Raw genomic sequence first — 18,043 nt, 5'->3', positions numbered from 1 at the left:
GACAGTTCCGCCATCGTCATTTCCCTTCGGTTGTCTTCGGAAGCGGGATCGCCGCTTTCGTGAATTAAAGATGGTCCCTCAATTTGTGGGCCGCAAGGGTCTTCTTTTGGAAACAACTGTCAACGTTTTTTGAACAGTGGAAACCACTGTTCCGGACCACAACCCGTCAAGGCCGAAAACGGAAAAACCGTCCAATTGGACGGTTCAAGCTCATCAAAGGCGTCACGACCAAAATATTGATTTAAAAGCAAAAATAGAAATTTCTGACAAAAAGAAATTTCTAACGCACGCCAAGAATGCAGCGCGAGCGCGCGGCGTTAACAATTGTGGCGGTAAAATTCGAGCCGCTGATTTCAAGAGTTTCACGAATGTGTGACACTCGAAAAATCGGCCCCGAAAGAGCCTGCGGCGTGATTTGAATTGTGACGAGAACGTGACAACCGGCCCTCCGGGGCCGCCTTCCGCTCCCTCTCTATCGCCCAAGGCGGGGCGAGTGATTCCTCACGACACGCTCAGGCGGCCCGCAGATAGTGTTCCGCCAGTTCCGTCCAGAACGCGGCGCCGACAGGCAGGAGATCGTCATTGAAGTCGTAGGCGGGATGGTGGAGCGATTTGCCGTTCTCGCCGCTCTTGCCGCCGAGGAAGAAATAGGTGCCCGGCCGCTCCTTCAGCATATAGGCGAAGTCCTCGCTGCCCATGAAGGGCCGTGCGAGGTCGACGACCTTGTCGGCGCCGGCAAAGCGGATGGCGAGATCGCGCACCAGATCCGTCTCGGCCTTGTGGTTGACCGTCGCGTCGTAGAAACGCTGGTAGTCCACCGTCGCGCTCATGCCATAGCTTTCCGCCTGCCGCTCGGCGATGAGGCGGATGCGGCGTTCCAGCTCGTCGCGCACGGCGGGATCGAAGGAGCGGATGCCGACGACGATTTCCGCGCGGCTCGGGATGATGTTGCTCGCCGAGCCCGAATGGAACGAGCCGACCGTCACCACCGTCGGGTCGAGCGGGTGGATGTTGCGCGAGACGATGGTCTGCAGCGCCATGACGATGGAGGCGCCGCAAACGATCGGGTCCGAAGTCTCCTGCGGCTCCGCCCCGTGCCCGCCGATGCCGTTCACGGTGATGCGCGCCTCGTCCACCGCCGCCATGATCGGCCCTTCCCTCAGGGCGAACTGGCCGAAGGGCAGGCCCGGCTCGTTGTGGAGCGCGAAGACCGCATCGCAGGGGAACTTCTCGAAGAGGCCCTCCTCCACCATGATCTTCGCCCCGCCGAAATTCTCCTCGGCCGGCTGGAAGATCAGGTGCACGGTGCCGTCGAAGTTGCGCCGCTCGGCGATCGCCTTCGCCGCGCCCAGCAGCATCGCCGTATGCCCGTCATGGCCGCAGGCATGCATCCTGCCCGGCGTCCTGCTGGCATAGGCGAGGCCGGTTTCCTCGTGGATCGGCAGCGCATCGATATCGGCGCGGATGCCGATCGACTTGCGGCCGGTGCCGTTCACGAGCGTCGCGACGAGGCCGGTTTTCGCAAGGCCCCGTGTGACCTTGTAGCCGTAGCTTTCGAGATGGCGGGCGATGACGTCCGAGGTGCGCACCTCTTCGAGGCCCAGTTCCGGATGCTCGTGCAGATCGCGGCGGATCGCCACCATTTCCGGCATGGAATTGAGGAGGGTCGTCTGGATCGTCATGACATCATCCGTTTCAGGCAGCACGCGTCGGGATCTTGCCTTCGAAATAGCGGAAGGCGACCACCAGGATGGCGGTCAGGCAGAGATAGATGAGGGCGAGCAGCAGCAGCGGCTCGTAGGTGATGTAGGTTTCCTGCCGCACCCTGGAGATAACCGCATAGACGTCGACCACGGTGATCGTCGCGACGAGCGGCGTCGACTTGAGCTGCAGCACGGTCTCGCCGTTCAGCGTCGGCAGCGCCCGGTGCACGGCGCGCGGCAGCCAGATGCGGCGGAACGTCGTGAAGCGGCTCATGCCATAGGCACGGGCAGCCTCCAGTTCCCCCGCCGGCACGCCGGCGAAGGCGCCGCGCATCACCTCGCCCTCGTAGGCGGCGAAGGAGATCGTCAGCGCCGCCACGCCGTAGGGCCAGGCCTCGCGCAGGTATGGCCATAGGAAGGAGTTGCGGATTTCCGGGAACTGCGGAAACAGCGAGCCGAGGCCGTAATAGAGCAGCCAGAGCTGGAGCAGCAGCGGCGTGCCGCGAATGATCGTGCAGAAGCCGCGCGCCAACATCTTCAGGGGCCACGGCCCCGTCACCTGCATGAGGCCGATCGGCACGGCGAAGAGGAAGCCGAGGATGGACGTGCTGAACAGCATCAGGAGGGTGACGCCGACACCGTGGGCAAGACGGCCGGAATAGCGCGGCACCCAGTCCCAGCGCATGAACCAGACCACGCAGAAGACGAGGACGGCGGCAACAGCCATCAGCACGATGCGGTGCGGCTTGAAGAAGCTCTTCTTCGACGGCAGCTCGGTCAGCGCCAGGGCGGAAACGGTCTGGTCGCTCATCAGGCAGGCTCCGCCATGCCGCGCCGGTAACGGCGCTCGACGACGCCGATCAGCACGTTCGAGACCAGCGTGATCATCAGGTAGAGCACGCCCGCCGCGCAGAAGAAGAGGAGATAGGCCTTGGTGCTGCCCGCCGCCTGGCGCGTGACGAGCGTCAGCTCGCTGAAGCCGACGACCGCGAGCAGCGCCGTGTCCTTGGTGGCGATCAGCCAGAGGTTGGAAAGCCCGGGAATGGCATGAGGCAGCATGGCCGGCAGCGTGATGCGGCGCATGATCTGGACCGGCGACATGCCGTAGGCGCGCGCCGCCTCGATCTGGCCGGCCGGCACCGCCTTGATCGCGCCGCGCAGCACTTCGGTCGAATAGGCGCCCTGCACCACGCCGATGACGAAGATGCCGGCGGCAAGGCCGCTGACGTCGACCGGGCCAAAGCCGAGGACGGCGGAAATCTGGTTCAGCACGTCCGTGCCGGCATAATAGAGGATGAGGATCAGCACGAGCTCGGGCACAGCCCGCACCAGCGTCGTGTAGACTTCGAGCAGATCCTTCGCGACAGGCCCGCCGTAGAGCTTGCCCATGGCCCCGCCGGTGCCGAGGACAAGGCCGAGCCCGTAGCCGCCGATGGCGATCTGGATCGAGTTCCAGAGCCCGGCGAGGAGAACCCCGCCCCAGCCGGGCGGTTCGAGGGCAAGCAGGCTCCAATTGATCAGCGATCCGGCATCGGCCATGGGATCTTACATTCCTTCAGGACAATCTCGCGGCGTTTCTTCATCGGGGAGAGGCCCGCCCACCTTCTCCCCGCAAGCGGGGCGAAAGGGATATGACGCACCGGTTCCCAACCCCGGCATTGCGTTGGGCACGTCCCCTCTCCCCGCCTGCGGGGAGAGGGGGTCAGGGTGAGGGGCAAATAAACGCCCCGCGGGCGACGTCAGCCGCCGTAGATGTCGAAGTCGAAGTATTTCTTGGAGAATTCGTCGTAGGTGCCGTTTTCGCGGATCGCCTTGATCGCCGCGTTGATCTTGTCCTTCAGTTCCGTCTCGCCCTTGCGCAGGCCGACGCCGACGCCGAGGCCGAGGACTTCCGGATCGTCCTTCACCATGCCCTTCATATCGCAGCAGGCGGCGCCCTGTTCGGACTTGAGGAATTCCAGCATGGCGACGGAGTCGGCCTGCACCGCATCGATGCGGCCGGAGGCGAGGTCGTTGTTGGCCTCGTCCTGGGTCTGGTATTCCTTGACCGTCACACCGGCCGGGGCGAAGTACTTGTTGGCATAGACCTGATGGATGGTCGCCACCTGCACGCCGAGCGTCTTGCCGGCAAGGCCCTCCGGCGTCGGCTCGAACTTCACATCCTTCGGCCCGATGACGCCCGGCAGCGAGTTGTAGTACTTGTCGGAGAAGTCGATCGTCTGCTGGCGCTCCGCCGTGATCGACATGGAGCCGATGATCATGTCGATCTTGTTGGAGGTCAGGGCCGGGATGATGCCGTCCCAGGCGACGGGCGTGATGACGCAGTCGAGCTTGGCTTCGGCGCAGATCGCCTTCATGAAGTCCACTTCCCAGCCTTCCCAGTTGCCCGAAGCGTCCGGCGAGGTGAAGGGCGGATAGGGCTCGGCGGCGAAGCCGACGCGGACCTGCTGGGCCGCGGCGCCCGAGATGGCGGCAAGGCCGATCGCTGCGGCAAGGGCGATTGTCTTCAAGGCACTCTTCATGGTCTTCCCTCTGTTGGCTTTTTCGTTCTCAGTGGATGGAGCTGATGAATTTCTTCAGCCGCTCCGATTTCGGCGATCCGAAAATCGCGTCCGGCGGCCCCTGTTCCTCGATGACGCCGCCCGCAAGGAACACGACGTGGCTCGCCACATTGCGCGCGAACTTCATCTCGTGGGTGACCAGGATCATCGTGCGCTTCTCCCTGGCGAGGTCGCCGATGACGGAGAGCACCTCGCCGACCAGCTCCGGGTCGAGCGCGGAGGTGGGCTCGTCGAAGAGCATGACATGGGGCTGGACGGCGAGCGCCCGGGCGATGGCCGCGCGCTGCTGCTGGCCGCCGGAGAGGAAGGCCGGATAGGCGTCGCGTTTCTCGTAGAGCCCGACGCGGCGCAGCAGCGTCTCCGCCCTGTCGATCGCCTCGTCCTTCTTGACGCCCAGCACGTGGACGGGCGCCTCGATGACGTTTTCGAGGATGGTCATGTGCTGCCAGAGATTGAAGCTCTGGAACACCATGCCGAGGCGGGAGCGGATGCGCTGAACCTGCTTGCGGTCCGAAGGCATCATGCCGCCGTGGCCGTCCTTCTTCATGGCGATGGTCTCGCCGTGGATCGTCACCGTGCCGGCGCTCGGCAGCTCCAGCATGTTGATGCAGCGCAGGAAGGTCGACTTGCCGGAGCCGGAACCGCCGATGATGGCGATGACGTCGCCCTCGTGCGCGGTCAGCGATACGCCCTTGAGAACCTCGAGCGGCCCGAAGCGCTTGTGCAGGTCCCTGACCGCGATTGCCTCGGCGCGTTCCGTCATCGGGAAGACGTCTCCCGCACACGGAAAATCGATGCATGAGCCATGCCAAATTCCCCTGTTTTTCAGCGTTCCCGCAGGCGTCTTCGGCCCGTCGTTTCGTCTTGTGGAAGCCATCGTGGCACTTGTTAAGAAATTATTCAAGCGTATAATAAACCTGCCGCCGACTTTTCCGGCAGCGCCCGCCCACGACCCGATTTCCTTGAGGAGCATTGAATGACCGCCTACGGTTCGCAGGAAATGTCGGCCCCTTTGTTGCGCGTTCTGATGCGCCGGCCCGGCGAGAGCCTGAAGGCTGCCGACCCCGCAAAGTGGCACTATGGCCCGACCTTCGACGGCGCACGCGCCGTCCACCAGTACAGGGCCTTCGCCGAACTGGTGGAGAAATCCGGCACCGAGATCATCTGGCTGGAGGACGAGGGCGACGGCCTCGCGGACGCCATGTTCACCCACGACCCGTCGCTGATGTCCGACCACGGCGCGATCCTCCTGCGCATGGGCAAGCCGCTGCGCGTCGCCGAGACCGCCCTGCACGAAAAGGCCTATGCCGAGCGGCAGATCCCCATCCTTGGCCGCATCGAGGCGCCCGGCACCGTGGAGGGCGGCGATTGCATCTGGCTCGACGCGAAGACCCTCGTCGTCGGCCGCGGCGTGCGCACCAACCAGGACGGCATCGACCAGCTTTCCGCGATCCTCGGCCCTCACGGCGTCACGGTGCTCGGCTACGACCTGCCGCTCTGGCAGGGCGAGGAGGCCTGCCTTCACCTGATGAGCGTGATCAGCCCGCTTGCCGAGGACCTCGCGCTCGTCTTCGCCCCGCTCTTGCCGGCCGCCTTCTACCAGCTGCTCAGGAAGCGCGGCGTGCGCCTCATCGAGGCGCCGGCCGGCGAGTTCCATGCCAGCAACGGCCTGTCGCTCAACGTGCTGCCGACCCGACCCTACGAGGTCATCATGGTGGAGGGCTTCCCGGCCACGAAGGCGGCAATGGAGGCGGCCGGCTGCACCGTCGAGACGTTCGAAGCCGATGCGCTCTGCATCGCCTGCGAGGGCGGCCCGACCTGCCTGACGCGGCCGGTGCTGCGCCGCGCGGCATGAGCAATTCCAGCAGGACCGTGCAGCGGCTTGCTGGAATTGCGTAGAACTGGAGGAGAGAAAATGGCCCGCCGGACCTTCCATCGCGCGCCCGAGGCCGAACGCCGCCACGACCTGATCGAGGCGACGCTCGACTGCATCGCCGAATACGGCCTTCAGGGCGCGACGGTCCGGCAGATCGCCATCAAGGCGGGCGTCACGGCGGGCCTCATCCGGCACTACTTCCAGTCCAAGGAGCACATCCTCCAGGAAGCCTACCGCGTCGTCATCGCGCGGCTCACCGAAAAGGCCGAGCGGGTGACGGGCGATCCGGAAACGCGGCTTGTCGACTTCATCGTCATCAACCTCACGGAACCGGTCGCCAACAGCCGCAGCCTCTCGCTCTGGGCCTCGTTCATCAGCCGGGTCAGCGTCGATCCCGAGCTCGCCGCGATCCACCGCGAAGGTTACCTGAGCTTCCGCAACGCACTGGAGAGCCTGCTGGCGGATTTCCTCAAAGCCCGCGGCGCGGATGCCTCGCCGGAGCGCTGCCGCCGGCTCGCCATCGCGATCAACGGCCTGCTCGACGGTCTCTGGCTCGAAGGCTGCCTTGCCGGCGAGCTCTTCGGCAAGAGCGAGCTGGTCGAGGTCGCGCTGACCTCGATCGAGACGCTCATCGGACTGCCCCTGAGGCCCGCCAAGGGCTAACGATTTTCACATACGGAGAACGGCCATGCGCTACGCATCCATCACAGACCGGCTCGCAAGCCTCGGCTCGGAGAAATGGGCCATCCATGCCGAAGCGCGGCGCATGAAGGCCGAGGGCCAGCCGGTCATCGAGCTGACCATCGGCGAGCCGGACGTGCCGCCGGACCCGGCGCTGCTCGCCGAGGCCGTGCGCGCCATGCATGCCGGCCGGTACCGCTATTCCAACGGGCGGGGCGAGCCCTCCGTCGTCGAAGCGCTGGTGCGCAAGTATAGCAAGCGCCGCGGCGACGTGACCGCCGAAAACGTGCTCTGCTTCCCCGGCACGCAGACCGCGCTCTTCGCCGTCATGCTCGGCCTTGCCGAGGCAGGCGATGCCGTGCTCGTCGGCGACCCGCTCTATGCGACCTACGAGGGCGTCATCCGCGCGACCGGCGCCGAACGCATCGCCGTGCCGCTGCGCCCGGAAAACGGCTTCCACATGAAGGCCGCCGACCTCGAAGCCGCCGTCACGCCGCAATGCCGCGTGCTTTTGCTCAACACGCCGCACAACCCGACCGGCGCCGTGCTGAGCGCCGAGGAGATCGCCGGGATCGGCGCCGTCTGCCGCAGGCACGACCTCTGGATCGTCTGCGACGAAGTCTACGAAGAGCTCGTCTTCGGCGCGGCCTTCGCCTCGCCCTTCGACGATCCCGACCTTGCCGAGCGCACCGTCGTCGTCTCCTCCATCTCGAAGTCGCATGCCGCACCCGGCTTCCGCAGCGGCTGGGCGGTCGGCCCGGCGGAATTCTGCACGCGGCTGCTCTCGGTCTCCGAGACCATGCTGTTCGGCGGCCAGCCCTTCATCGCCGACATGACGGCCTATGCGCTCGACAACCCCGTTTCGACCGCCGCGACGATGCGCCGGACCTACAAGGCGCGAGCCGCCCGCTTCGCCGACGCGCTTTCCCGCGCTCCCGGCCTCGTGCCGCTGCCGCCGGAAGCCGGCATGTTCATCGTCGTCGACGTGGCCGAGACGGGCATGAGCGGCGAAGTTTTCGCCTGGGCGCTCCTGCGCGAGGAACTGGTCGCCGTCATGCCGGGATCGTCCTTCGGCGAGCAAGCGAGAGACTTCATCCGCCTCAGCCTCACCGTGCCCGACGATCACATCGACGAGGCCTGCCGGCGCATCGCCGCGCTCGCCGCCCGGTCCGCCATGCCGAAGGAGCGCCGCGCATGACCACCAGGACCGTCGGGGAAGTTCTCGTCGACCTGCTCGAAGCGAACGGGGTCGAGGTCGTGTTCGGCATTCCGGGCGTGCACACGGTCGAGCTCTACCGGGGCCTCGCCGCCTCGAAGATCCGCCACGTCACGCCGCGCCACGAGCAGGGCGCCGGCTTCATGGCGGACGGTTATGCCCGCGTCTCCGGCAAGCCCGGCGTCGCCCTCGTCATCACCGGCCCCGGCCTCACCAACACGATCACCGCCATGGCGCAGGCGCGGCAGGATTCCGTGCCCATGCTGGTCATCTCCGGCGTCAACCGGCGCGATTCGCTCGGCCACGGCCGCGGCCTGCTGCACGAGCTGCCGGACCAGCAGGGCATGATGAAGACGCTCGCCCTCTACTCCCATACCCTGCTCAACCCGGCCGACCTTCCCCTCGTCGTCGAGCGCGCCTTCGCCGTGCTGCTGTCCGGCCGCCCCGGCCCGGTGCATATCGAGATCCCGACCGACGTGATGGCCAAGCCCATCGAGACCGGCAATTTCCCGGCCGCCGTCGCGACGCGCCCGCGCGCCGATGCCGAGACGCTGCAACGCGCCGCGATCCTGTGCACCAACGCCTCGCGCCCCGTCATCCTCGCCGGCGGCGGCGCGGTGACGGCGGAGGAGGAGATCCGCGCGCTCGCCGAGCGCATCGGCGCGCCGGTCGTCACCACGGTCAACGCCCGCGGCATGCTCGCCGGCCATCCGCTGCGCGTGCCCGCGAGCCCCAGCCTCAAGGCCGTGCGGCGGCTGCTCGCCGATGCCGACCTCGTCGTCGCCTTCGGTACGGAATTCGGCCCCACGGACTACGACATCAATGTCGACGGCGGCTTTCCGAGTCTGAAATCGCTGATCCGCGTGGACATCGACGCCGCCCAGCTCGCCCGAACGCCGCAATCGAGCTTTTCCGTCTTCTCCAGCGCCAAGACGGCCGCGGCCGGCATGCTCGGCTTCCTGGAAGGCCACAAGGCGATCGGCAACGGCGCGCCCCGCGCCGAGGCGGCCCGCAAGGGCGCGTGGAACGAGCTGACGGCGAAGATGCAGGCGGAAATCGATGTCATCGATACGGCCTGGCGCACGCTGCCGAAGGCGATCATCGTCGGCGACAGCACCCAGGCCGTCTATGCCGGCAACTACTATTGCGATGCCCCGCGCCCGCGCAGCTGGTTCAACGCCGCGACCGGCTACGGCGCGCTCGGCTTCGCCCCGCCGGCGGCCGTCGGCGCGGCGCTGGCCGAACCGGACGCGCCGGTCGTCTGCCTCGTCGGCGATGGCGGCCTGCAATTCTCGCTCTCGGAGATCGGCTCGGCGGCGGATGCGAAGGCGCGCGTCATCTTCCTCGTCTGGAACAACGACGGCTACCAGGAGATCGAGAACTACATGATCGAGGCCGGCATCACGCCGGAAGGGGTCAAGCCCTCCGCCCCCGATTTCATCGCCATCGGCAGCGCTTACGGCGTGCCCTCCGAACGCCTCGCGGACGTGCGCGACCTTCCTGCGGCGCTGGAGCGGGCGGCAGGACGCGACGGCCCGAGCCTGATCGAAATCCACCAGACGAGGACCGCCGGCGCGACGGCGTGACAGAAGCGCAGCGCCCGTCGCCTGGGAGGCCATCTCGGCGCAGACGCTTCACGGCCCGGCGGAAAAGGCCCGGAAGACCGGGCCTTTTCCATCCGAACGCAAGGCCTCAAACGGCCGGCCGGGTCTTCAGCAGGTCGCGGATCTCGGTGAGCAGCTGCACGTCCTCCGGCGGCGGGGCGGCCTCGGCGGCGCCGGCTTCCCTTTCCTTCTCCACCGAAGCGCGCAGGCGGTTCACGCCCTTGATCATCAGGAAGATGATCCAGGCGAGGATGAGGAAGTTGATGAGGACGGTGATGAAGTTGCCGTAGGCGAAGACGGCGCCCTGCTCGCGGGCGGCGGCGAGCGAGGAAGCCGTCACGTTGCTCGACAGCGGCAGGAAGTAGTTGGAAAAGTCGAAGCCGCCCCCCGTCAGGGCACCGACGATCGGCATGACGAGATCGTTGACGACGGACTCGACGATCTTGTTGAAGGCTGCACCGATGATGACGCCCACGGCAAGGTCCATGACGTTGCCGCGGGCGATGAACTCCTTGAACTCATTGAGCATGAGGGTCTCCTGTTGCTGCGAGGCCAGTGCAAGCTAGTTTAATTTTACCTGAGATGGAACTGCCAACCGTCAATCCCGCGGCAGTTACGCACCGGGTATTTCCAACCCCGACCTTCGACGCAATTTCCTTCCCGTCCGCTTTGGCCTATTCTGCCGTAAAAGGCCGATGGACTGCGGGAGGAAGCATGCCGGGCTCGCTGATATTCGCCTTGGCGCTCGCCTATCTGCTCCTGCTCTTCGCGGTCGCAAGTTACGGCGACCGCAAGGCCAAGCGCTCCGAGCGCGCCGCGAAGGGCCGGCCGCTCGTCTATGCGCTGAGCCTTGCCATCTACTGCACGTCCTGGACCTATTTCGGCGGCGTCGGCCTTGCCACCACCAACGGCCTCGAATTCGCCGGCATCTATATCGGCCCGATCCTGATGTTCACGCTCGGCATGCCGCTCGTGCGCCGCATCGTGACGCTGGCGAAATCCGAGCGCCTCACCTCGATCGCCGACTTCGTCGCCGCCCGCTACGGCAAGAATCCGGGCGTCGCCGCCGTCGTCGCCCTCATCTCGCTGATCGGCTACATTCCCTATATCGCGCTGCAGCTCAAGGCCGTGTCGAGCTCCGTGGCGGCGATGGTCGACACGACCGGCTTCGGCATCGCCGCCTCGGGCGGCCTCGTCGACCTGCCGCTCGTCGTCACGCTCTTCCTCGCCTGCTTCGCCATCGTCTTCGGCACGCGCCATACGGATGCGACGGAGCACCAGGACGGCCTCATCCTGGCGATCTCGATGGAATCGCTGGTCAAGCTCGTCGCCTTCGCCTCGGTCGGCTTCTACGTCGTCTATTTCATGTTCGACGGGCTCGGCGACCTGTGGCAGCGCGCGGGCGAGAACGAGCGCGTCATGCAGGCGCTCACCTACGAGACGCCGGTGGCGCGCTGGATCCTGCTCATCGTGCTCTCCGCCTGCGCCATCGTCATGCTGCCGCGCCAGTTCCACGTGACGGTCGTGGAAAACCGCACGGCGGGCGAGTTGCGCATGGCCGGCATCCTCTTTCCCCTCTACCTCATCGCCATCAACCTCTTCGTGCTGCCCGTCGCCATCGGCGGCGTGCTCACCTTCAACGGCCAGGGCGATGCCGACCTCTACGTGCTGACCCTGCCCTTCGCGCTCGACCAGCCCGTCCTGACGCTGATCGCCTTCATCGGCGGCTTTTCCGCCGCCACCGCCATGGTCATCGTCGCCTCGGTGGCGCTCTCCATCATGGTGTCGAACGACATCGTCATCCCCGTGGTGCTGCGCCGCAACCTCATCGGCGGCGTCGAGCAGCAGGACGACCTGTCGCGCATATTGCTGCGCATCCGGCGCCTCGCCATCTTCTTCGTGCTGCTGCTCGGCTATGCCTACTACCGGGCGGCGACGGCCAATGCAGGCCTTGCCTCGATGGGCCTGCTCGCCTTCGCCGCCATCGCGCAGGTGGCGCCGACCCTGTTCGGCGGCCTCTTCTGGCGCAATGCCAATGCGCGCGGCGCCATGGCCGGCATGATCTCGGGCCTCGTCGTGTGGGCCTACCTCCTCTTCCTGCCGAGCATCGGCGTCGCGGACAATGCCTATATCGCGCAAACCGTGCTCGGCTTCCTTTTCCCAGGCTCCACCATCTTCACCGGCGAGACGGCTGATCCGCTGGTCAATGCGACCCTGCTCGCCATGATGGTCAACATCGGCGCCTACGTGATCGGCTCGCTCACCCGCAACCCGACCTCGCTGGAGCGCCTTCAGGCGGGCACCTTCATCCGCTCCAAGCCGCGCCTCGAACGCGCCTTCCGCGGCCGGCGCACGAAAGTGACCGTGCGGGACCTCAAGTCCACCATCGCCAAGTATCTCGGGGAGGAACGCATGCAGCGCTCCTTCCACACCTACGAGCGGCAGGTCGGCCGCTGGCTGGAGGACAATGCGCCGGCCGACGCCGCCATCGTGCACTTCTCCGAGCAATTGCTCGGCAGCGCCATCGGCTCCTCCTCCGCCCGCCTCGTCCTCTCCCTCGTCCTTCAGCGCATCGACGATACGCCGACGGATACGGACTGGCTGCTCGACCAGGCAAGCGAGGCCCTGCAATACAACCAGGACATGCTGCAAACCGCGCTCGGCCAGATGGACCAGGGCATCGCCGTCTTCGACAGCGCCGGCAACCTCACCGTCTGGAACCGCCGCTTCCGCCAGTTGCTCGACCTGCCGGAATATGTCGGCCAGGTCGGTTTCCCGCTCGCCGACATCGTGGACATCCTGGTCGAGCGCGGCGACATAGCGGAGAAGGACCGGGAGGCGACAATCACCCGCACCATGACCTATGACGAGCCGTTCGCGCTGGTGCTCGCCGGCGGCGCGCGCATCGTCGAAGTGCGCACCAATGCCATGCCGGAAAAGGGCTTCGTCTCCACCTATACGGACATCACCGACCGCGTGGCCTCCGACCGGGCGCTGAAGCAGGTCAACGAGACGCTGGAGCAGCGCGTCGCCGAGCGCACCGCCGAGCTCACGCGCGTCAACACCGAGCTTGCCGAGGCGCGCGCCGCCGCCGAGGAGGCGAACATCAGCAAGACGCGCTTCTTCGCCGCCGCCGGCCACGACATCCTCCAGCCGCTCAACGCCGCGCGCCTCTATTCCTCGTCCCTCGTCGAGCGGCTCGGCGAGACGGAGAACCGCGAGATGGTGCGCAATATCGATTCCTCGCTGGAATCGGTGGAGGCCATCCTGGGTGCCGTGCTCGACATTTCCCGCCTCGATACCGGCGCGATGAAGCCGCGCGTGCAGACGGTGGCGCTGAAGGACCTCCTCAAGCGCATCGAGACGGATTTCGCACCGGTCGCCCGGGCGAAGAACCTGAAGTTCACCGTGCTGCCGTCGTCGCTCGCCATCCGCACCGATCCGAACCTCCTGCGCCGCGTCGTGCAGAACCTCGTCTCGAACGCGATCAAGTACACGAATGCGGGAAAGGTCCTCGTCGGCGTGCGCAGGAAAGGCGGGCACGCCTATATCCAGGTGCTCGATTCGGGCATCGGCATTCCCGCCTCGAAGTTCCGCACGGTCTTCAAGGAATTCGCCTGTCTCGACGAGGGCGCGCGCACGGCGCCGGGCCTCGGGCTCGGCCTTTCCATCGTCGACCGCATCTCCCGCGTGCTCTCCCATCCGGTCGAGCTGCAATCGACGCCGGGCCGCGGCACCAGCTTCAAGGTGCGCGTGCCGATCGATGCCGCCGCCAGCCGGCACGTCGCCGGCAAGCCGGCCGCCGTGCCGGCGAGCGACGAACCGCTGAGAGGGCTTCGGGTCCTTTGCATCGACAACGAGCCGAAAATCCTCGACGGCATGCGGCTCCTGCTTTCCGGCTGGGGCTGCACGGTCACGCTGGCCGAATCGGTGGCGGCGGTCGAGGCGCTGGTCGCGAGCGGCCCGCCGGCGGTCGATGCCGTCATCGCCGACTACCATCTCGACGACGGCACGGGCATCGCCGCGATCGGCCGGCTGCGTGCGGCGCTCGGCCGGGACGTGCCGGCCCTGCTCGTCACGGCCGACCGCACGCCGGACGTACGCGCCGAGGCCGAGCGTGACACGATCCTCGTGCAGAACAAGCCCGTCCGCCCCGCCTCCATGCGGGCCTGGCTGACGCAGCTTTCGACGACGCAGCGCGAGGCGGCGGAATAGGCTTCAGGCCGCCGCCTGGGCGCTGCCGATCTTGCCGAGCTGGATGACCGCCTGGGTGCGGCTGTCGACGTTGAGCTTGAGGAGGATCGCCGAGACGTGCGCCTTGATGGTCGCCTCGGAGACGCCGAGCTCGTAGGCGATCTGCTTGTTGAGCAGGCCCTCGGCCAGCATGGCGAGCACGCGCGACTGCTGCGGCGTCAGCGTACGCAGCCGCGCGATGAGGTCCGCCACCTCGCTGTCCTGCTCGGCCCCGCGCACATAGCCGCCGGGCGTGTAGATATTGCCTTCGAGCACCGAGTTGATGCCCTCGCGGATATCCTCGATGGAGGCGGACTTGGAGATGAAGCCCGACGCGCCGAGATCGAGCGCGCGGCGGATGGTGGCGGGGTCGTCGCTGGCCGAGACGATGACGACCGGCAGGCTCTGGAATTCGGCCCGCAGCGAGATCAGGCCCGAAAGGCCGCTGACGCCGGGCATGGCGAGATCGAGCAGCATGAGGTCGGCATTCGGATTGGACCCGGCCGCCTTGCGCGCCGCCTCGAAATCGCCCGCCTCGACGATGTCCGGATTGCCCGCCATTCCGGTCAGCGCCTGTTTCAGGGCGCCGCGGAACAGCGGATGGTCATCCGCGATGATGATCGTGAGTGCCGATGCCATGCGCTCCCTCCCCGGAGTACAGAGACCTGTAGGACCTCGCGGCGGACACAGCAGGGTTAGAAGCCGGCGAAAAATGGTCCGTCAGGTCTTTTCCGGCACCGCTTCCTTCCCGGGGGCGGCTTCCTCCTCGCCCTCCTCCAGGTTTTTCACGATGCCCATGAACCTCTGCATCATCTTTTCCATGATGCTCATGGTTCGGTCAATCTCTTCATCCGTCGGTAGAGAAGGTTTTGCATCCGTCTGGGCGGTTGCACCACCTTTTTCCAGGGCTTCCACACGTTTCGTGAGCAGATCGAGTTCTTTCTCGAAGGCCGCGCGTTCGTCGGCCGCCATGCGGCAGACGATCTGCCCCTCCTGCTCCCGGCAAAGCGAAATGTCGCCCGAGACCGTATCGAGCCGTACGAAGCCGGTCTCCGTCTTTTCCATGCGGTAGCGGCCTTCGCCCTCGGCATGGACCGAGCCTGCCAGGAGGGCGGCGACGAATGTGATGGGCAGGACATGAATTCGCATGCAAAATCCTCCAAGAGCCGGTTTCCGGACCTGTCGCCGGTGGACATTCGCCGTTCTTTGCGGCAAGCGCTACCGTGGAATCGGCAGGCACTGGAGAAACGGACGAGATGGCCAAAACAATCTACAAGATCGTTCCGGCAAGTCTGTGGCAAAAAGCCAGGGACGCAGGGATTTTCGAAGGCGCGGCCATCGATCTTTCCGACGGCTTCATCCACTTCTCCACCGCAGCCCAGGCGAAGGAGACGGCCGCCCGCCATTTCGCCGGCCAGACGGACCTCCTTCTCGTCGCCGTCGACGGCGCGGCGCTCGGCGACGAGCTCGTCTACGAGCCGTCCCGCGGCGGCGACCTCTTCCCGCACCTCTACGCCGCCCTGCCGCTTTCCGCGGTCCTGTGGGAAAAGCCCCTGCCGCTCGGCAAGGACGGCGTCCACCAGTTCCCGGAGATGCCGCGCTGATGTCTTTGCTTTCCGCCCTTGGCCGCAAGGGCCTCTTCCTCTTCGATCCGGAAACCGCGCACGGCCTGTCGATCGCCGCGCTGAAGGCCGGCCTGGTGCCCGCCTGCCCGGCGAAGACCGATCCGCGCCTGGCACAGCCGATTGCCGGCCTCACCTTCCCCAACCCGCTCGGCATAGCCGCCGGTTACGACAAGAATGCCGAGGTGCCGGAAGCGCTGCTTCGGCTCGGCTTCGGTTTTGCGGAAGTCGGCACCGTCACGCCGCGCCCGCAGGAAGGCAACCCGAAGCCGCGTATCTTCCGCCTCACGGCGGACGAAGCGGTCATCAACCGCCTCGGCTTCAACAACGAAGGCCATGCGGCGGCCCTCGAACGCCTGAAGGCCTGCCGGCGCGACGCGCTGATCGGCGTCAATATCGGCGCCAACAAGGACAGCACGGACCGCATCGCCGATTATGTCCAGGGCATCCGAACCTTCTACGACGTCGCGCGCTACTTCACCGCCAACATCTCCTCGCCCAACACGCCGGGCCTGCGCGACCTGCAGGCGAAGGAGAGCCTCGGAGCGCTGCTTGCCGCCGTGCTCGCCGCCCGCGCCGAGGAGCAGGCGCGCAGCGGCCGGCAGGTGCCGGTCTTCCTGAAGATCGCGCCGGACCTTACCGAAGAAGGCCTCGACGACATTGCCGAGGTGGCGCTCGCCCATCCGCTCGACGGCCTCATCGTCTCCAATACGACGCTTTCGCGCGAGGGTCTTCGCGACACCCGGCAGGCGGGTGAAGCCGGCGGCCTTTCCGGCAAGCCGCTCTTCGAGAAATCGACCACGGTGCTCGCCAAGATGCGCCGGCGTGTCGGCGAGACGCTGCCGATCATCGGCGTCGGCGGCGTCTCCTCGGCCGAGACGGCGGCGGAGAAGATCCGTGCCGGCGCGGACCTGGTGCAGCTCTATTCCTGCATGGTCTATGCCGGCCCCACGCTGCCGGGAAGGATCGTCGGGGGACTCTCGCGCCTGTGCGATCGCGAACAGATCGCCTCGATCCGCGACATCCGCGGCACGCGCCTTGCCCATTGGGCGGACCGCCCCCTCTGATCGCCATAACGGAACCAAACTCCTCCGCCAGGGTTTCTTTCCTGCGGGTGGAGTGTTCGGCAAATGCCGGCACGAGCAATTCCGGCAAACGTGCGACGCGGCCCTGCGTCCGCAATTGCTGGGGATTGGCTGTCGACGGTAGCCTGCACCGATCCCGCCCAAAACGGCCGCAAAGGCCAGGAAGGGACGATACCATGGACGATCACGACGAACGGATTCGCAAAAAGGCCCATGAAATCTGGGAAGAAGAAGGCCGTCCGGAAGGCCGCGAATATTCGCACTGGCTGCGTGCCAGGGCGGACGTTCGCGAGGAAGAAGGAGAAGCCGCGCGTGCAGGGAGCGGGCTCATCGTGCGCCCTGACCTGCACCCCAGGGAGAAGATGGAGCGGGCCAGCAAGGCCGACATCGCTCTCAACGCGCTTCCGCCCGGCACCGTGCCGGAGAATCCGACAGCGGAAAATCCCGACCGCATCGCCCGGCTGAGGCCGGTCCCCGCGAAGAAGCCGCTCGATGCACGGGACATCGACGCCGAGCTCGACCAGTCCCTCTGACGGTCGGGTTTTCCGGGTCGGGGTCTGGCTCCGGCCCGAAGCATGCGATCGGGGTAAGGCTGGCCGGATACCACTCAGCCCGAAAGCACCATCGCCCAATAGGGCCGGTTGCCCGACGCCGGATTGGAAACGACCGCCACGCCGAGCCCGCGATAGCCCGCCCCCAGCATATTCTCCAGATGTTTCGGCGAGCGATACCAGGCCTCGAACGCTTCTGCCGCGTTGCCCTGTCCCGCGGCGATGTTCTCCGCCGCCGGAAGCGCCACTTCCATGCTCTTCATGCGCTTCAGGAAATTCGCCCCGAAGCCGATATTGTGTTCCATCCTGCCGGCCGCCGCCATGCGGCCCGCCTGATCCATCGCCGCGCGCTGCGCCGCCTTGTCGGCGGAAAGCGGCGGCAGGCCGCGCTCGGCCCTCAGCTTGTTGACGAGGGCGAGCGAGGCGGACGTCTGGTCGCTGCCGGTGCCGGCCGAGGGAGAAAGCACGCCCGTCGCGGAACAGCCGGCGGCCAGCGCGGTAACGGCCGCCGCCGAGGCGGACAGAAAGACTCGTCGGGACTGCATGGTCAGCGGCGATAGCTCAGGAGGCGAATGAGGATGAAGGCCGGCACGACGATGACGGCGCCGAGCAGCAGGTAGTCGCCGAGGCGTCCCAGCGTCTTGAAGCCGGTGTTCCACAGGTCGAGGATGAAATCGCGCACGGCAAAGAGAATGTCGTCCGGATAGAGCCCGAAGATCGACATCAGGAAGCCGACGGCCACCGACAGGATCAGGAGCTTGATGATCACCCGGATCGGCGTGTCGCCGAGGAACCCGTTCACGCCATTCGACATCAGCTGATTCTCCAAAAATTCGCGTTCATTCCAGATAAGCCGTCACCGATCCGCTCGCAAGAACCGCCGCCGGCCGGAGCAGCGGCCCGAGAATTCG

The 18,043-nt window shown here is 66.3% G+C and carries 18 protein-coding genes; 8 read left to right on the top strand and 10 right to left on the bottom strand.

From position 1 onward, the window contains the following. Positions 1 to 512: 512 nt before the first annotated feature. From ACIIOY_RS06275 to ACIIOY_RS06255, 5 genes are all read right to left on the bottom strand, one after another. Positions 513 to 1,682 (bottom strand): M20 aminoacylase family protein, encoded by a 1,170-nt coding sequence (locus ACIIOY_RS06275; RefSeq protein ID WP_411033777.1) that lies wholly within the window; start codon positions 1,680 to 1,682, stop codon positions 513 to 515. Positions 1,683 to 1,695: 13 nt separating this feature from the next. Continuing rightward, on the bottom strand, positions 1,696 to 2,514 hold the full coding sequence (locus tag ACIIOY_RS06270; RefSeq protein WP_411033776.1) for an ABC transporter permease: 819 nt from the start codon (positions 2,512 to 2,514) through the stop codon (positions 1,696 to 1,698). Then, positions 2,514 to 3,242, bottom strand: coding sequence for an ABC transporter permease (locus ACIIOY_RS06265; protein WP_411033775.1), 729 nt, complete (start codon positions 3,240 to 3,242; stop codon positions 2,514 to 2,516). Before ACIIOY_RS06265 ends, ACIIOY_RS06270 begins: the two co-directional genes overlap by 1 nt. 200 nt (positions 3,243 to 3,442) lie before the next feature. After that, positions 3,443 to 4,225 (bottom strand): transporter substrate-binding domain-containing protein, encoded by a 783-nt coding sequence (locus ACIIOY_RS06260; protein WP_411033774.1) that lies wholly within the window; start codon positions 4,223 to 4,225, stop codon positions 3,443 to 3,445. A 28-nt stretch (positions 4,226 to 4,253) separates the two neighbouring features. Then, complete coding sequence (locus tag ACIIOY_RS06255; RefSeq protein ID WP_411033773.1) at positions 4,254 to 5,027, bottom strand: ABC transporter ATP-binding protein; 774 nt, start codon at positions 5,025 to 5,027, stop codon at positions 4,254 to 4,256. Positions 5,028 to 5,240: 213 nt separating this feature from the next. On the opposite strand from ACIIOY_RS06255, the gene ACIIOY_RS06250 reads away from it, so the two are divergent. From ACIIOY_RS06250 to ACIIOY_RS06235, 4 genes are read left to right on the top strand one after another with little or no spacing between them, the layout of a single operon-like run. Then, positions 5,241 to 6,119 (top strand): dimethylarginine dimethylaminohydrolase family protein, encoded by an 879-nt coding sequence (locus ACIIOY_RS06250; protein WP_411033772.1) that lies wholly within the window; start codon positions 5,241 to 5,243, stop codon positions 6,117 to 6,119. Between the two features lie 60 nt (positions 6,120 to 6,179). Further along, a complete protein-coding gene (locus ACIIOY_RS06245) occupies positions 6,180 to 6,803 on the top strand; it encodes a TetR family transcriptional regulator C-terminal domain-containing protein (protein WP_411033771.1) in 624 nt (207 codons plus the stop codon). 25 nt (positions 6,804 to 6,828) lie between these two features. After that, positions 6,829 to 8,019 (top strand): pyridoxal phosphate-dependent aminotransferase, encoded by a 1,191-nt coding sequence (locus ACIIOY_RS06240; protein ID WP_411033770.1) that lies wholly within the window; start codon positions 6,829 to 6,831, stop codon positions 8,017 to 8,019. After that, complete coding sequence (locus ACIIOY_RS06235; RefSeq protein ID WP_411033769.1) at positions 8,016 to 9,623, top strand: 5-guanidino-2-oxopentanoate decarboxylase; 1,608 nt, start codon at positions 8,016 to 8,018, stop codon at positions 9,621 to 9,623. The genes ACIIOY_RS06240 and ACIIOY_RS06235 overlap by 4 nt, the downstream gene beginning before the upstream one ends. Before the next feature lie 106 nt (positions 9,624 to 9,729). Here the strand turns inward: ACIIOY_RS06235 and mscL are convergent, their stop codons facing one another. After that, positions 9,730 to 10,170: a large conductance mechanosensitive channel protein MscL gene (gene mscL / locus ACIIOY_RS06230; protein ID WP_411033768.1), complete on the bottom strand. Its 441-nt coding sequence runs from the start codon at positions 10,168 to 10,170 to the stop codon at positions 9,730 to 9,732. A 185-nt stretch (positions 10,171 to 10,355) separates the two neighbouring features. Here mscL and ACIIOY_RS06225 point away from each other — a divergent pair, with 185 nt between their 5' ends. Next, positions 10,356 to 13,856, top strand: a complete 3,501-nt coding sequence (locus ACIIOY_RS06225; RefSeq protein ID WP_411033767.1) for a PAS domain-containing hybrid sensor histidine kinase/response regulator — start codon at positions 10,356 to 10,358, stop codon at positions 13,854 to 13,856. A gap of 3 nt (positions 13,857 to 13,859) precedes the next feature. On the opposite strand, the gene ACIIOY_RS06220 is transcribed toward ACIIOY_RS06225, so the two are convergent. Together ACIIOY_RS06220 and ACIIOY_RS06215 are read right to left on the bottom strand one after the other, a co-directional pair. Then, positions 13,860 to 14,513, bottom strand: coding sequence for a response regulator (locus ACIIOY_RS06220; protein WP_411033766.1), 654 nt, complete (start codon positions 14,511 to 14,513; stop codon positions 13,860 to 13,862). A gap of 81 nt (positions 14,514 to 14,594) precedes the next feature. Then, positions 14,595 to 15,023, bottom strand: a complete 429-nt coding sequence (locus tag ACIIOY_RS06215; protein WP_411033984.1) for a hypothetical protein — start codon at positions 15,021 to 15,023, stop codon at positions 14,595 to 14,597. 107 nt (positions 15,024 to 15,130) lie between these two features. Here ACIIOY_RS06215 and ACIIOY_RS06210 point away from each other — a divergent pair, with 107 nt between their 5' ends. From ACIIOY_RS06210 to ACIIOY_RS06200, 3 genes are all read left to right on the top strand, one after another. Continuing rightward, a complete protein-coding gene (locus tag ACIIOY_RS06210; RefSeq protein ID WP_411033765.1) occupies positions 15,131 to 15,478 on the top strand; it encodes a DUF952 domain-containing protein in 348 nt (115 codons plus the stop codon). Further along, positions 15,478 to 16,563: a quinone-dependent dihydroorotate dehydrogenase gene (locus tag ACIIOY_RS06205; RefSeq protein ID WP_411033764.1), complete on the top strand. Its 1,086-nt coding sequence runs from the start codon at positions 15,478 to 15,480 to the stop codon at positions 16,561 to 16,563. Before ACIIOY_RS06210 ends, ACIIOY_RS06205 begins: the two co-directional genes overlap by 1 nt. Positions 16,564 to 16,757: 194 nt before the next feature. Then, positions 16,758 to 17,114, top strand: a complete 357-nt coding sequence (locus tag ACIIOY_RS06200) for a DUF2934 domain-containing protein (RefSeq protein WP_411033763.1) — start codon at positions 16,758 to 16,760, stop codon at positions 17,112 to 17,114. Between the two features lie 74 nt (positions 17,115 to 17,188). Here the strand turns inward: ACIIOY_RS06200 and ACIIOY_RS06195 are convergent, their stop codons facing one another. Then, positions 17,189 to 17,677, bottom strand: a complete 489-nt coding sequence (locus ACIIOY_RS06195; RefSeq protein ID WP_411033762.1) for a CAP domain-containing protein — start codon at positions 17,675 to 17,677, stop codon at positions 17,189 to 17,191. A 2-nt stretch (positions 17,678 to 17,679) separates the two neighbouring features. Next, positions 17,680 to 17,946, bottom strand: a complete 267-nt coding sequence (locus tag ACIIOY_RS06190; protein WP_411033761.1) for a DUF6460 domain-containing protein — start codon at positions 17,944 to 17,946, stop codon at positions 17,680 to 17,682. Positions 17,947 to 18,043 lie beyond the last annotated feature (97 nt).

Origin of the sequence: Shinella agrisoli (assembly GCF_046557955.1) — a bacterium.
GTDB lineage: Bacteria > Pseudomonadota > Alphaproteobacteria > Rhizobiales > Rhizobiaceae > Shinella.
This window is presented reverse-complemented; position numbering and strand designations above follow the sequence as displayed.